The organism is Paenibacillus sp. SEL3 (assembly GCF_054602585.1).
Genome location: NZ_CM137725.1, coordinates 4,548,215 through 4,563,316, shown reverse-complemented (window position 1 = coordinate 4,563,316; position 15,102 = coordinate 4,548,215). Strand labels below are relative to the sequence as shown.

14 protein-coding genes are annotated in these 15,102 nt (G+C 48.0%); all 14 read right to left on the bottom strand.

From position 1 onward, the window contains the following. Positions 1 to 500: 500 nt before the first annotated feature. The 14 genes from ACYCS5_RS20990 to ACYCS5_RS20925 are packed head-to-tail and all read right to left on the bottom strand — an operon-like array spanning position 501 to position 15,049. Positions 501 to 1,829: a UDP-glucose dehydrogenase family protein gene (locus ACYCS5_RS20990; RefSeq protein WP_340884649.1), complete on the bottom strand. Its 1,329-nt coding sequence runs from the start codon at positions 1,827 to 1,829 to the stop codon at positions 501 to 503. 5 nt (positions 1,830 to 1,834) lie between these two features. Then, the gene (locus ACYCS5_RS20985; RefSeq protein ID WP_029516199.1) at positions 1,835 to 2,935 is read right to left on the bottom strand and encodes a glycosyltransferase; all 1,101 of its coding nucleotides are present in this window, start codon (positions 2,933 to 2,935) and stop codon (positions 1,835 to 1,837) included. Positions 2,936 to 2,963: 28 nt separating this feature from the next. Next, complete coding sequence (locus tag ACYCS5_RS20980; RefSeq protein WP_029516198.1) at positions 2,964 to 4,112, bottom strand: glycosyltransferase family 4 protein; 1,149 nt, start codon at positions 4,110 to 4,112, stop codon at positions 2,964 to 2,966. Then, positions 4,109 to 5,296, bottom strand: coding sequence for a glycosyltransferase family 4 protein (locus ACYCS5_RS20975; RefSeq protein WP_029516197.1), 1,188 nt, complete (start codon positions 5,294 to 5,296; stop codon positions 4,109 to 4,111). The genes ACYCS5_RS20980 and ACYCS5_RS20975 overlap by 4 nt, the downstream gene beginning before the upstream one ends. Further along, positions 5,283 to 6,122, bottom strand: coding sequence for a glycosyltransferase family 2 protein (locus ACYCS5_RS20970; RefSeq protein WP_039269533.1), 840 nt, complete (start codon positions 6,120 to 6,122; stop codon positions 5,283 to 5,285). Before ACYCS5_RS20970 ends, ACYCS5_RS20975 begins: the two co-directional genes overlap by 14 nt. Positions 6,123 to 6,144: 22 nt before the next feature. Then, positions 6,145 to 7,524: a lipopolysaccharide biosynthesis protein gene (locus tag ACYCS5_RS20965; protein WP_029516196.1), complete on the bottom strand. Its 1,380-nt coding sequence runs from the start codon at positions 7,522 to 7,524 to the stop codon at positions 6,145 to 6,147. Positions 7,525 to 7,529: 5 nt separating this feature from the next. After that, positions 7,530 to 8,972, bottom strand: a complete 1,443-nt coding sequence (locus tag ACYCS5_RS20960) for an O-antigen ligase family protein (protein ID WP_340884641.1) — start codon at positions 8,970 to 8,972, stop codon at positions 7,530 to 7,532. A 5-nt stretch (positions 8,973 to 8,977) separates the two neighbouring features. Continuing rightward, a complete protein-coding gene (locus ACYCS5_RS20955; protein WP_013309155.1) occupies positions 8,978 to 9,748 on the bottom strand; it encodes a WecB/TagA/CpsF family glycosyltransferase in 771 nt (256 codons plus the stop codon). A 4-nt stretch (positions 9,749 to 9,752) separates the two neighbouring features. Beyond that, on the bottom strand, positions 9,753 to 11,090 hold the full coding sequence (locus ACYCS5_RS20950) for an O-antigen ligase family protein (protein ID WP_165144645.1): 1,338 nt from the start codon (positions 11,088 to 11,090) through the stop codon (positions 9,753 to 9,755). A 10-nt stretch (positions 11,091 to 11,100) separates the two neighbouring features. Then, on the bottom strand, positions 11,101 to 12,036 hold the full coding sequence (locus tag ACYCS5_RS20945) for a glycosyltransferase (protein ID WP_029516193.1): 936 nt from the start codon (positions 12,034 to 12,036) through the stop codon (positions 11,101 to 11,103). Next, on the bottom strand, positions 12,036 to 12,734 hold the full coding sequence (locus ACYCS5_RS20940) for a sugar transferase (protein ID WP_029516192.1): 699 nt from the start codon (positions 12,732 to 12,734) through the stop codon (positions 12,036 to 12,038). Before ACYCS5_RS20940 ends, ACYCS5_RS20945 begins: the two co-directional genes overlap by 1 nt. Positions 12,735 to 12,750: 16 nt before the next feature. Beyond that, positions 12,751 to 13,644 carry a UTP--glucose-1-phosphate uridylyltransferase GalU gene (gene galU / locus ACYCS5_RS20935; RefSeq protein ID WP_013309151.1) on the bottom strand — a complete coding sequence of 298 codons (894 nt, stop codon included), beginning with the start codon at positions 13,642 to 13,644 and terminating at the stop codon, positions 12,751 to 12,753. Between the two features lie 39 nt (positions 13,645 to 13,683). Continuing rightward, positions 13,684 to 14,322: a CpsD/CapB family tyrosine-protein kinase gene (locus ACYCS5_RS20930; protein WP_029516191.1), complete on the bottom strand. Its 639-nt coding sequence runs from the start codon at positions 14,320 to 14,322 to the stop codon at positions 13,684 to 13,686. After that, the gene (locus ACYCS5_RS20925) at positions 14,306 to 15,049 is read right to left on the bottom strand and encodes a YveK family protein (RefSeq protein ID WP_029516190.1); all 744 of its coding nucleotides are present in this window, start codon (positions 15,047 to 15,049) and stop codon (positions 14,306 to 14,308) included. The genes ACYCS5_RS20930 and ACYCS5_RS20925 overlap by 17 nt, the downstream gene beginning before the upstream one ends. Between the last annotated feature and the right edge of the window lie 53 nt (positions 15,050 to 15,102).

Sequence of the window (15,102 nt, the reverse complement as noted above, 5' to 3'; positions counted from 1 at the left end):
CGCTGTTGGACCGGGATTCATTCGATTATATAAAATCGTATATAGGTTTGAATCCCGGTCCAAAGGCGAAAGCTATCGCTTCTCCAGATTCAAATCCACCCCTGCGCTACTCAAAAATGCATCATGCCGATCATACCGTTTATTGCAAAAGGCGCGACCGGACATTATTAAGTCCGGTCAGCCTGTAAAGACGTGTGCGAGGCGCAGGCGCCTGGCGCTTTGATCGGAAGGAGCGGTCTCAACCGCGCCGCTCCTTCCGATACGCCCTTCCTACTCCCACCCCATAAGGTGGGAGATTAAAAATCGTGACTCTGTGCGATAAAAGCAGCGAAGCGGTCCATTTGAATCTGAAGAAGCGCTAGCGTTCGCCTTTGCAGTGGGATTCTTACCTTGGAATGTTTTATATAATCCAGAGAATCCCACTGCAACAGCGATCGGAAGATCAAATGGAACGCGTAGCGTCTCCCCACCGCCCACAGTCACTTTTTAATCTGTCACTTTTAAGCTTCCACTTTATCTCTGTTCCACCCACTCATCCGCGGACGCCCCACGGAATAGTATTCCAGCCCGGAGCCTTGAATCTGTTCCTCGGCGAATACGTTACGACCGTCAATTAGAACCGGTTTGCGCAGAAGGGAGGCCAGTTGTACGAGATCGACCTTTTTGAACTCTTCCCAATCGGTCAACAGGCACACAGCGTCGCTACCTTCGGCGGCTTGCTGTGGGGATGAGCACCACACAATATTCGGGTGATCCACGTGCTCCTTGAATTTATCCATCGCAATGGGATCATACAGTTTGACAATTGCGCCTGCCTGAATGAGTGTTTCTACGATTTCCAGTGCTGGAGCTTCGCGGATGTCGTCTGTATTTGGCTTGAAGGCGAGGCCCCAAATGCCAATCGACACACCGTTCAGTTGACCCAGCGATTCACGCAGCTTGGATACAATCATAAAGCGCTGGTCGGTATTCACCTCGACCACCGATTTCAACAACTTAAATTCATAGTCTACATTACCCGCAATTTGGATAAGCGCATTTGTGTCTTTTGGAAAGCAAGAGCCACCATACCCGATCCCTGCTTGTAGGAAAGAGGAGCCGATCCGTTTGTCCATACCCATGCCATCAGCCACACAGGTTACATCGGCGCCAACCTTTTCGCAAATATTAGCGATTTCGTTAATAAACGAAATTTTAGTTGCCAGGAACGCATTGGACGCGTATTTGATCATTTCAGCACTACGGATATCCGTCACATAGATTTTATCCGTGAACACCTGATGCAGAGTGACCATTGTTTCACGCAATCCAGTATTGTCCAAACCAATAATGATGCGATCCGGATGAAGCGTATCATTGATGGCTGAGCCTTCTCTCAGAAACTCCGGCGCAGATACGATATCGAAAGACAAACTCGTGTGACGAGCCAATACGTCCTTAATCTTTTCGTTCGTTCCGACAGGTACAGTACTCTTGGTCATAATAATCTTATACCCGTTCATGGCTTTCCCAACATCAGCAGCCGCCTGTTCAATGTAGGACAAGTTCGCCTCGCCGTTAGCCAGAGAAGGCGTACCTACCGCCAAAATGACGATATCCGAGCGGCGTACCGCATCAGCCAAATCCGAAGTAAACTCCAATCGACCTGCTTCCAGATTCAGCGCGATCAATTCCTCAATACCCGGTTCATAAATCGGAGATTCTGCCCGGTTCAACATGTCGATTTTGTACTGCTCCAGATCGACACAAATCACCTCATTACCTTTTTGCGCAAAACATACACCCGAGACGAGCCCAACGTATCCAGTACCAATTACAGCCAGCTTCATTCCGTTCATCCTCCTTTTAGAAAGTTCACATAGGCTTGTTCTACATACTTTTTCAGTTGATCCTTGAAGTTATCTTCATCAAATTTGCGGGCATGGGTAATGATATCGTCCACATTCCATGCATGCTGCTCGACCTTTGCGACGGCCTCTAGCACATCCTCTACTTGATGCTTGCGGAAAAATACGCCGTTCACATGAGGAACAATCGTATCCAGCGCTCCCCCACCCTGAAAAGCGATAACAGGCCGTCCGGCCGCATTCGCCTCCAAAGGCGTAATACCGAAGTCCTCTTCGCCCGGAAAAACGAGCGCTCGGCATTCTGCCATCAGCTTGTTAACCTCTTCGTCCTCAAGCCTGCCGAGGAACTCAATGTTCGGGGCAGCCATACCTTCGAGTCGTTTACGATCTGGTCCTTCACCCACAATGCGCAGCTTGAGACCGTTACGTTTGAATGCTTCGATCGCGAGATCGATGCGCTTGTAGGACACCAATCGGGATACGATCAGGTAATAGTCACCGATGTTTGTAGCGCGTTTAAAACGGGATGTATTAATAGGTGGGAAAATGACATCCGAATCCCTTTGGTAATAGTGCAAAATTCTTCTTTTAACAACCGAAGAGTTGGCGACAAACTGGTCTACGTTGCGCGAAGTTTTGGCATCCCATGTTTTCAACCGGTTCATGTACAGCTTTAGCATGTTTTTGAGCAGGTTGGATTTGGACTGCCGGGCCATATATGTATCGTAATCCCAGGCAAACCGCATCGGTGTGTGACAATAACAAATGTGAAACGTATGTTTGGGTACCTGGATGCTTTTCATAAATGCACTGCTGGAGCTTAAAACAATATCGAAATCCCTAAAATCAAAATCACGGATAGCGATGGGATATAGCGGCAGCACTCCTTTGAAGTTGGCCTTCACTCCTGGGACTTTTTGTAGCCAAGTGGCTCTAATATCCGCATCTTTCAAGTTACGCGACAGGCGGTCGTCGCTGAACACCGTTGTGAAGATAGGAGCCTCCGGATACATATCGTGGAATACCTCTACTACCCTTTCCGCTCCGCCCATTTGGATTAAGTAATCGTGTGCTATCGCTATTTTCATCTAAATCATCCTTTAACGCGAATGTCGGTCAGACTCCTGCCAACAAACCCTTATAGTAATGAACTATATCCTTAACTGTGTTCTCGATGACAAAATGCTTCTTGACCCGTTCCATCCCTCTCTCACCCATCTGCTGACGTTCCTGTGGATGCTCCAACATCCAGCGGATGGCTTCTTCCAGCTTAGCCGGGTCACCCGGTTCAATAAGTAGCCCGGTTTCATGGGGTACCACCGTTTCCTTGGGTCCACCCTCATTGGAAGCAATCACTGGGAGACCAGCAGCCATGCCTTCAATAATGACCTGACCGAATGGTTCTGGTGTAATAGAGGTATGAATCAGTAAATCACAACGCTGCATCAGGCCTTGAATGTCATCGACGTGCCCCAGCAGATTGACATTAGCCAACCCGTATTCGCGCATCGTGGACTCTAATCGTTGCTTGTATTCCTCTTCTCCGAACAATGCATCTCCAGCCAGCCAGAATTTCACGCGCTGATCTGGTAAAAAGGAACGTGCCGCTTCCAGTAAAATATGTTGTCCCTTCCATTCCGCCAATCTGCCGACCAATACGACGTTAAACGAGTCATCACCACGTGAATGCGCAGCCGTGTCACGTGCTGTAATTGCTTTGGCAAAAGCGGAATAAACGACGAGCGTCTTTTTGTCCGGGGGTAACTCCAATGCACTCAGCGTGGACTTGGAATTGGCAATCACTCCGTTGGGCAAAAAGCGGGACATCAGCCGAATCCCTTTGGCTACAATCGGCTTCAGATACGGCGGACCGATGTGATCACGGATATGCCAGATCAAGGGCAGCTTCGCCGATTTGGCAGCTACTGTACCATACAGTGCAGACTTGAGCGAGTTCGTGTGAACGCACACGACCTTTTCCTCACGCAGCAAGGGCGCAAGTTTTCTACCGTATGCCAGCAAACGAAAAGCTGCTGCAGGCGCACCTAGATTCACGGCGTTCCGTCCCCGATTGCGAATCGAATCGTCCAATGGAACGATGCGCACATCAATATCACGCTGCCGAAGCCGATCTGCCAAATCGCCCTCCTCTGCCAAAATAACGAGCGGGTCGATATGTTCCCCGATATTCGTCAGTATGTTATACAAAGCGACTTCGCCGCCGCTCCATCTTGCCGTATGGTCAATATAAGCTACTCTCATCATTTTGCCGCCGCCTTTCTGTCAAGGACCTGTCGGAACACCTCTTCCACCTGCTCCGCTACATGTCCCCATGTATATCTGCTCAGGACATGGTCCCGGCATTCCCTTGCATTCGGTAGAAGTTCACGATGATCCAGCACACGCAGCAATCCTTCAGCAATGGCTTCACTGTCCGTTCCCTGGAACAATAGCTCGGGACGGAATCCTCTTAAAATTTCCTTGCTACCGCCCACAGGAGTGGCCAGCACTGGCAGTCCCGAAGCCATTGCCTCCACCGTGATCAGACCGAAACCTTCCAGCGCCTGTGTAGGTACGACGAACAAATTCGATGCTTGATGGTACAGTGGAAGCTCCTCATCCGACACATAACCGAGCAACCTTACATGGTTATGAAGATTGTATTCCGCTACCTTGGAAGCCAATTCCTCCATCAAGGGGCCCTTCCCTCCAATCAGCAGCAGATGATCAGGATGACGCTCGGTTACTCGTCGCCATGCTTCGAGTAGCTGTAGCAGTCCCATTCGATTAACAAGACGACGAACGGTTAGCACAATCGTCGCGTTTTGCGGCAAATTCAGGCGCTCTCGTACTGCTCCCCGATCCTCTGCTGGGTGGAACCTTTCTACATTCGCCGCTCCGGGAATAATGTGAATTTTGCTGAGTGGAACCTTATAGTGCTCATGCAAAATATCCCGAAAAGTCTCGCTTAGCACTATAAATTTATCCGACAGACCGTAGGCCTTCATTTCAATGGATTTAGCCAACGTCGTTTTTAGAAAATGCTTGATACCCTGTCCTTCAATCTTCATTTCCTCCGTCCACGGTCCGTGAAAAGTGGTAACTACCGGGATTCCTCTTTTTTTCGCCTCCAGCGCTGGCCCGACACTATAGGGAGCAAAATGGGAATACAATATATCCATTGGTTGCTTGTCGAACAACTCTGCTGCATATTTTTGCATTAGCTCCCGGCGCTTCCAGATGGATTGCTGCTTGCTGCCAATCGTATGAATCCGAATACGGTCGGGCGCTTGCGGCTGCTCGTCACTACAGATTAGAGCATCCAACGTATTGCGCTCTAACGTAAGCTGCTCACAGATCGATTGGAAATATGTGTTGAGGCCTCCTGGCTGCAAAGACGGCCAGCTCAACCCCGTTGCCGCAATACGAAATCCGTTATTGTACGACATAGCTGGTTTCTCCTTTCTGCTCGGTATGTCCGTCATCCACGATTTCTATCTTTTTTCGCCGCTTGGTTAGCTCATAATGCTTGAAGCAGACGAGAAACTCATACATCACCCAGAAAACGGCTACGGCAAAACCCGCCAATCCCTTGCGGTATAAGCCTTGGACAAAATACTTCTGCACAAAGCGGGCAGGAGGCCGCCACAACAGTCTGGTCATCCGAAAGGATCTTCCTTTGTTAAACGCCGTCTCTGCTTCCAGATCTGTATATTTATTAAAACGGGTCATATGATCACTGATGCTGCGGAAGCCGTAGTGCCATAACACACCCTCCAGATTGACAATCTGGGAAGAGGCTACATCCGGCATTTCATGAACAAGACTATTCGTAATGCCATAAATACGACGATTGTACAAACGAACCAGATATTCGCCTTTATTCATCCATTTGCCGAGAAAATCACCAATCCGAAATACGGAATATGCTTTGGCCGGATCGTGGAGCGTTTCTTTTACTTTCAACAAATCTCCAAGCAACTCTGCATCCACTACTTCGTCCGTATCAATCAGGAATATCCAATCAAATTCCGCTTTTTCAACACCAAACATGCGCTGCTTGGCATAACCGGGCCACGGGTTAGAAAACACCCGACAGCCCAAGGATTCAGCTACCTGAATCGTATTGTCCTTGCTCCCTCCGTCAATGACGACGATATCGTCCGCAAAGGGCTTGCAGGATTTAATGGCGGCTGTGATTCGAGTGCCATCATCCTGAGCGATAATAACTACGGATATCCGGTTGTCCGCGGGAACGCTAGACATGTGGTTCATTAGCGGGTGCCTCCTTCTTTATCTAACCGTTAACTGGCTTTTTCCGGATGTAGTGTGACATCGTTGATCGGAGCCATTGAAAATCTTGTTTGGAAATAAGCAGTCTTGGAATCTTCATTTTTAGAACGAATTTAACATTACATAAAATGAAAATGAACCGTAGAATCCCCGAAGACAGCATTGCTATCCCTGCACCCGTCAATCCATATCTCGGCACGAGTATGGACAGCAATGGAATGACGAGCGCCAATCCGACACCCTGTAGAATGGTAACCAGTTTGGGCTTACCCAACGCCATAAATTGTTGTGCCAGCACCATGGTCCCTCCACTGATAGCAACCTCAAGCACAAGGAACCGGAATACCGTAAGCGCTTGTTTAAACTCTTGACCATATAACAATGTAAATACGAACGGAGCAATCAGCATCAGCATCATCGCAGCCAGAAAGGTTGCTGTTGATGTCACTCGAAATGCCCGAAATGTTATGTCCACCGCCTCTTCCTTATTCAGACCAGAGGCTTTGGGAAACAGCACGACAATGATCGAGGTAGAAAATACATTCACCATCCTGGCCAAGCTGACCGCTACTGCATATAAACCGAGATCAGCGGGTCTGAGCAGACCCGCAATCAAAATCTGATCAATATAAGTGGAAACCTGCCCCATGAGATCATTTCCGTATGAACCCATACCGTAGGTAAAGAGATTTTTAAATTGCGTCCAGCTGTTCTTTACCTTGGGTTTGTACAGCCGAATCATTCGTATCGTGACACCGATATAAATCGGCAAGCCTGGTAGTAAATAAGCCAATGCCGAGGTGTACGGATTCATATTTCCGGTTAGGATCAGAATCGCCAGACCCAGCAACGTACTTAGCGGTACCAGATACCGGAATAAATTGTACTGCTTATATTCCGAGCGAACTTGAAGCAATGCATTATTGATCTGTGAAATCGCTATGAGCGGACACATCATCATGGAACACTGCGCGAAAAGGATGACCGATGAAGAAAAAGAGCGCAGCCAATAAGGAATTAGAAATACTCCGACGAGTGTCGCCAAGCCCCCGAACATGGTAGCCAGCAACAAGGCCAAACCATACAGCTTGCCCGTTTCCTCTGGTTTCCTTTTGGCATTGTAAATCAATGCAGACGGGACACCGAAGCTCATGCAGAAGGCGAGAAATTGGGACCAGTTCACCATCGCGGTCTGTTCCCCGCGTCCAGTAGGACCCAGGAACCGTGCTGTTAGCACACCAGTCAACATATTCACGACGAGAATCAGCATACTGAATATCATCGTTTTTACCGCTGCAGAGCTGTTATCCTTGCTTTTGGCAAACCGAATCACCGTGGACCATAGTGTCCGGACAGGTGCGGATAATGCTTGTAAGTTTTGCACAGCCTTTACCTTCTTTCCGCGATGACATCTTTTGCCCATAGTCCTATTCCGATCATCATCCAGATCAGATAGCCGCGCATACCCGGGAAACCATTATCCGATATGAGACTGGCTACAGCTCCGGCCCACGTAGCCAACGCCAGTCTAATATAAGGCTGACTGGAATCTCGTTCGGCAATACGGACAAGAAGGCGCTTGATGATAACGAACAGACCGCCGAAGAAAAAGAATGCTCCGAAAATACCGAAGGTGAGGAAAATGGCAATATATCCATTATCCATAATCCCAAGTTCGCCGAGATCGCCGCCGTTATCAAGCTTGGTTCCAATTCCTACACTCCCGATCCCCTGCCCGACCGGATTGCTAGTAATCGCCGGAAGCATCGTATGCAGTAAATCCAAACGTTCGTTGTACGAATGATCCTGTTGAATATCCGTCAGCGTCTGCATGCGAGCCACCAAACCCTCTGCTCCTGGAAGTTTTGGAACAATAATGTAGAGAAGAAGACCGACGACAGCTAGTTGAAACAAGGTCTTCCACTTTCCCTTGGAAGATGAACTGAGAATGTAAGCCAGCAACATAACGAATGCAATCAGCCAGGCTGAACGTACCAGCGTGATCAATAGACAAACGACCGTCAGCAAAATTCCGATCCATCCCAACGTACCTCGCCACCGTTTTTCCATTAGCATGGGTACAAGTGCCATTGCCAGGAAAATAGCGCAGGGACCGGGCGAGTTCATGGAAGAAAATACTCTGATTTGAAGTGGTTCTGGAACACCAATGGAATTCATTTCTACATGATTCATCCAAAATGCATCCCACGGAGGCACCGTCAAGTACTGGATAATGCCGTAAATTGCCACAAGAACAGCAATGTTGGCATATGAATACAGCAGTCGGTCCAGCTCCTTCGCCTTCATGGGCTTAATCGCAAGATAAGGCAACAGGATCAAAGGAACCAAATAATTGGCTAAATCATAAGCAAAAACAATACCATTTTTGAATAACCCGACTACACTTCCGTAGGCCAATTCTATACCGAAAAATACAGCAATTCGGGTCAATGGTTTTTCCGCCTGATGAATGCCTCGCAACACAGGAATAATCAACATACTGCTTACCAGCAGCGGTGCCACGCTCAACAAGGAAACCGAGTGATACGTTCCTTCCATCCAATCCGCAATACGGCGGATTTCCGGGCCTACTGCCCACACTACCAGCGTGTAAGGAATCAGTAGCCGGGATTGCAAGATCGCCAGCAGGAAGGCCGGAAAAACGAGCGCCAGCAATATGGCTCCCTGCTGGCTCATGGTGGGATTCATCTTGGCGCTGGCAAATCCGATGGCGAGTGGCAGCATACAAGCCAGCAACCCCATGCCGATCATGCCGATTCCACGCCGATTTCCTAGCCAAACGGAAATCTGCTGATCTGCCAACCGACTCATGTTTCTCACCCCTGACCTCCCTTCATCCGCTTCCGCTTGAACATCTCCTTAAACAGCAGAACGAGAAATTGGGAATCCTCAATCAAATATCTTTTCCACAATCGTTTAGGCTCCTGAGACAACCTCCAGAACCATTCAAATCCCGTCTTCTGCATCAGCTCCGGTGCTCTCTTCACATTTCCCGACAGGAAATCAAAGGTCGCTCCCACCCCAATCGAAATCGGAGCGCGGTAAGTCTCATAATATCTGTAAATCCATTTTTCCTGTTTAGGTGCGCCTACACCAACAAAAACGATGTCCGGGCGAGCCTCTTGCAGCAATTGGACAATGTGTCTGTTCTCCTCTTCGTTTTTCTCAAATCCATAAGAAGGAGAGTAACAGCCCACCACGTTCATGTTCGGATAAGATTCCTGGAGATTGAGCATAGCCTTCTCAGGAATACCGTCAGCTGCACCCAGAAAAAATAAACGATAGCCTCGATCCTCAAAAGCCTCCCCCAACCGAGTGAACAAATCTGACCCGGACACTTTTTGTTTGAGGGGCTTTTTCAGTAACTTGGACGCCCATATGATAGGCATCCCATCGGCCACTACAGCTCCGGCATCTGAATACACCTTGCGGAATTCATCATCCTTGCGAAGCTTGATCACATGATCGACATTACAGGTCAAAATGTAGGAATGACGCTGATGTTCAATAGAAGTATCTATAAATTCGAGTAGATCATTAAAATCGTAATTATCAAAGTTGACATCGAACATGTTCACTCTGCTCATCGTATCACTTCTCTTTGCGAAAATCGGTTTGAGTAGATGTCTGGTATAACGCGTTTAAATACCAGCAAAATGGAATAATCATCTGAACCGTCGACAACGTATTATCTGAAAACGAGTAGATCAGAAAGCCTGCAATTAAGCTTGCAAAATAAGGTTTGATAGACTTGGCAAGCGACCGGTAAATGAGAGCGAACACGATCAGCAATGAAAGCATTAATAGCCCGCAACCGATATATCCCGTGTCAAAATAAAAGCGAATATACTCATTATGCGGTACAACGAAACCATTGAATAACGTCCCGTCGTTCGCAACCGTTACCGCGCCAAGACCTCTACCTGACCAAGGGTAATCATGTACTCTGTTCAAAAAATATTCCCATGCCTCCGAGCGTCCCGATAGGTCAATGCCTGTATCGGTCTCCCGTTCGAAGGAGCGTTTTTTTAAATTGTTCCATTGCAGGGCCACCGCCCCCAGAGCAACCAAAAACGATCCGGCCAGCGGTAGCAAATAATTGACTTTCCCCTTGAGGTACTGACGGGCAATATCAAACAGATACACAGCAAACAGTAATAACAATGCCAGAATCGGTCCACGTGTACCGGTGGCGATCAGAATCAGAAAGTTCAGTGCCAACACTGTGTAATAAAAAGCGGCTTGCTTGGGTTTGCGCTTGACCTCAATTAGAGAGACGGCAATTCCGAGAAAGGAGAGCATTGCCAGATGCGGCGGTATATTCGCTCCTTGTACTCTGACTGCGCCCGTAAATTCCACATCCGTAAACGAATGCAGCCCTAGAACCTGCAAACCCAGCCCAATGACCACACTAATAATGGGCAACAGACTGATCAGTCGGATATGCTTTTCTGCCACATCCTTTTTCCACTGGATCAGTAAAAAAAAGAAAGGGAGTGATAAACCGACGAACGCCTTGACGGCAATCGAGGTCGTTAACAAAGGCATCCATGCTGAAAATCCAAATGTGATTCCCAGCATGATCACCAATGCCCAGACCGGATAGCTGAACTTGAGACGTATGCCATACACGAGCATGCACGGCACCAACAGAGCCAAAATGCCCAATTTGTACAATGACAAAATCTCAATACCGAACACGCCGCCCTGATACAAAGAATCGACTGAGACTGCTGTACTTAGCAAAACAGCATAGCTGATGCGCTCCGGATGATGGATAGAAACAGCCAGCAAGAGCAGTAAACATACCGCCGCAATACTGACCACCGGCTGATAGGTAGCCGCAATTCCTACAGCAAGAGCGCCCAGTAGAAAAATAAAAACATGCTGTATGGTGTTTATTCTAGTAGTCCAAGGATAGTTACTCATGTTCCATCTTTCACCCCGCAGCTGACTCGCTTTTCCGGTTGCGCAGTGTATCCAGCGTCCCACGGATACTTTCAAGCCTGCACCGGTTCAACAGCTTCCTGCCCTCACTACGCGCCAGCAGGGAATCCAAAGTGATGTATAACACTTTGGCTGCCGTCTTCGCCATCAGCATCGCGTTGCCGCGCAGACCTACGGCCTGAGCAGCGTTAGACATGCCCTGACAATAGTAGCGGTTCATGATCCATTCTTTTGTTAACCGTGAAGCCGGCACAAAATGTTCCACAGACATGTGTGGATGATACATAATCGTTCCACCATTTTTACGGATTTGCTCGAATACCCACGATTCTTCACCAGATAGAAGGATATCTCCCTTTCTGCCTAGATGAAGCGGGAACATAACAGCGGCAAAAGCCGTTTTACGCATCGCCATATTCGCTCCAAATGGATTCAGTCCCGACGGATATTCACGAATGGCTTTGCCCAGATCAATAATCGTGTAAGGCAGTTCAAGCGGGCCTGTCAGCCAACCCGGTCGTTCCGTCTCAAACATAGGGTCAATTTTCCCACCCATAGCCGTCAGCTCAGGATTGTTCCCGAATGCTGACATAATCGTTTGCAACCATGTAACACACGGAATTGCATCATCATCGAGAAAAGCAATGACTTCCGCTCTTGATAACGTAATGCCTGCATTACGAGCAGCAGACAGTCCTTGTTCGCGCTCATAATGATATCGGAGATGGATATTCTGACCATGGGCGACGGTGAACCTTTTGATCGTCGCTGCTGTATGATCAGTGGATCGGTTATCGACCACAATGATCTCAGCCAGTGCAAGGTCTTCCAGCTCCAGCAGGGACATTAACGTTTTTTCCAGCAGATCCGCCCGGTTATAGGTGCAAATAACGACGGATACTGCGGGACATCGCTTGAATGCATCCATCAATAAGCATCCTTGGAGAACAGCATTTTAACGCCTGTTTTCATGATGATTTTCAAATCGAGCCACGTATTGCGTACATGAATATACTTCAAATCCATTTGCACCATTTCTTCGAAGCCTACACTGTTACGTGCGCTCACCTGCCAGTAACCCGTACATCCCGGTGTTACAATCAGGCGTTGCTTATCATAATCGGAATATTGCTCGACCTCGCTGGGCAACGGCGGACGCGGACCGACTAAAGTCATGTCGCCGACCAACACGTTCCACAGCTGCGGAATCTCATCAATACTCGTCTTGCGCAGAAAACTACCAATTTTCGTGATCCGAGGATCGTTTTTAATTTTGAACATGGCGCCGCTCACTTCATTCAGCTCCATCAAGTCCTTTTTCAATTCCTCAGCATTGGACACCATTGAACGGAATTTATACATATCGAATAACTTCTCATTCTTGCCCACCCGAGTTTGCTTGAAAAACACGCTTCCCTTTGGGTCTTCGAGCTTAATCAATACGCCTACCACTACAAAAAGCGGAAGCAAGACGATCAAGCCTACGAACGACAGCAGCATATCAAGGAGGCGTTTTGTGACCAGGTAGGACGTTTTATCCTGAACTTGTGTATTTCCGTATGGCATGTAAAACGCTTTACCTGACATGACAGCCTCGCCGTCCTCCGGTAAATTTTCCATGCTCATGCTGACGTACCCCCTCTCAACCTGCCGTGGTTGCTTTCTCGGTCTTTTTCAACCATTCATTCATAGCCTCCATAACCGGATACTTCAAATCATCGCTGGCAAGTGCAAATTCAAGTGTGGTTAAAATATATCCAAGACGCTCACCTACGTCATAGCGTGTGCCTTCAAAATCATAGGCGTACACACGCTCACTCTGATTCAGCTTTTGGATCGCATCCGTCAACTGAATTTCGCCGCCAGCTCCTTTTTCCTGAAGATCAAGATATTTGAAAATTTTCGGTGAGAACACGTAGCGACCCATAATAGCCAAATCGGATGGCGCTGTGCCTGGAGCTGGTTTTTCTATAAAATTATTCACTCGGTACAAGCGTCCGTCCTGCTGATCCGGTTCAATGATGCCGTACCGGTTCGTAAATTCCTGCGGTACCCGCTGCACACCGATAACCGAATTTTGTGTTTCCTCATACTGATCCATCAGCTGGCGTAGGCAAGGCTTCTGACCTGTTACGATATCATCGCCCAGCAGCACACCAAACGGCTCGTCCCCGATAAAGCGTCTTGCGCACCATACCGCATGTCCAAGACCTTTGGGTTCTTTTTGGCGAATGTAGTGAATTTCCACTCCCGAAGAACGCTGTACTTCCTCCAGAAGCTTCAGCTTACCGTCCTCGAGCAGTTTTGACTCCAGCTCAAATGCGTTGTCAAAGTGATCCTCAATGGCACGTTTGCCTTTACCCGTAACGATAATAATGTCCTCAATACCAGAAGCAATCGCTTCTTCCACGATATATTGAATCGTAGGCTTGTTGATAATTGGAAGCATTTCCTTAGGCATCGCTTTGGTGGCAGGGAGGAAGCGCGTACCTAACCCTGCTGCTGGAATAATGGCCTTTTTCACTCTTTTCGTCATCGCACTCATTCTCCTTGCTTCATCGAATTTTGGTGTTGCTTACTTCACCTGATTCATCACAATTCCAACCAGCGTCGCACTGGCCTGCTCCATGAGTTGCTTTGTTTTGCGCAGATCTTCCCGTTTGGTACGACCATGTTTAGCAACGAGAATCACACCATCTGTCAAGCCTGCAATCAGGCGGGCATCCGTATAATTCAGCGCCGGAGCTGAATCGAGTAAGATGATGTCATATTCACGTTTGAGCTCTTCCAGCAGCTCAGCCATACGTTCGCTACCGAGCAGATCCGCTGCGTTGTACAGGGTGTCTCCACCGGGAACAACCGATAGCTCCAGGCCACCATGCCTAACGATAGACTTGGAAGAAGCCCCACCGCGCAAATAAGCCGATAGACCTCCGGTATTCTCCATTCCGAATATCTCGTGCAGCGCTGGCTTATGCAGATTGCAATCCACCAGAGCCACCTTCTTGCCTTCTTGTGCAAAAGAAACTCCGATGTTGGCGAGCAGTGTTGTTTTACCCGCTCCGCTTTCCGGCGAGGTCAACAATAGAACCGTCCCACGGTCCTTTTGTCCAATCACCTGCTGCCGAATGTATGTACGGAGGGATCGAAATGATTCCGAGATATACGATGATGGATTACTTTCTGTAATCAACATGTCATTCAATCGCAGCATATTTACGCTCCCCTACCCGTTCTTTGGAATTTCCGGCTGCTCCATCGATGTCCTTCTTGCGAATGACTGGAATCGATGCAATTACCGGAATACCGATGTCTGCGTCTGCCTCTTTTTCCGAGCGCAGCGTGCCGTTAATGCTTTCCAGGAACACAATCGTGCCCAATGCAATCATCAGCGATACGAGAAAACTAATCGCAATATTCATGAGCGGGTTCCCATTAATCGGGTCAGGATTGGCCTGAGGATCCGCTTCATTTAAAATTTTTACATTATTCAATTCCATCAATCCCGGAACCGTCTGTACGAATTTCTGGGTAACCGCGTTTACAACCGCTGCGGCCTGTGGATAGCTCCCTGCCTCAAACGTCAAACCGATAACCTGACTTTTATCCGAGGATTTAATCTGCAGCTTTTCTGCCAACTTCTGCTGTGTCAAACCGAATTCGGGATGAGTCGCTACAACAGCGTCCATAATTTTAGGTGAAGTGAGAATTTGCTTGTAGCTTTCCACCAAATTAAGACTTGTGTTGACGTCGTTCAGATTGTTGCTCCCCTGCTTGGCGGAAATATGATTAACCAGCAGTTGGCTTGAAGCGGAGTAGACTGGCTTCACGACATTGTCGCTCACAAAGTATGTTGTTACACATGAGAGAATGACAAAAATCGCAATCAGCCACAATCTTCTTTTAATCAGGACTAGATAATCCAAAATGGTTTTCTCCACAAAAATCCTCCCTCCTATACAATTTCTCTTCATATTTAAGTATGACTTTATTG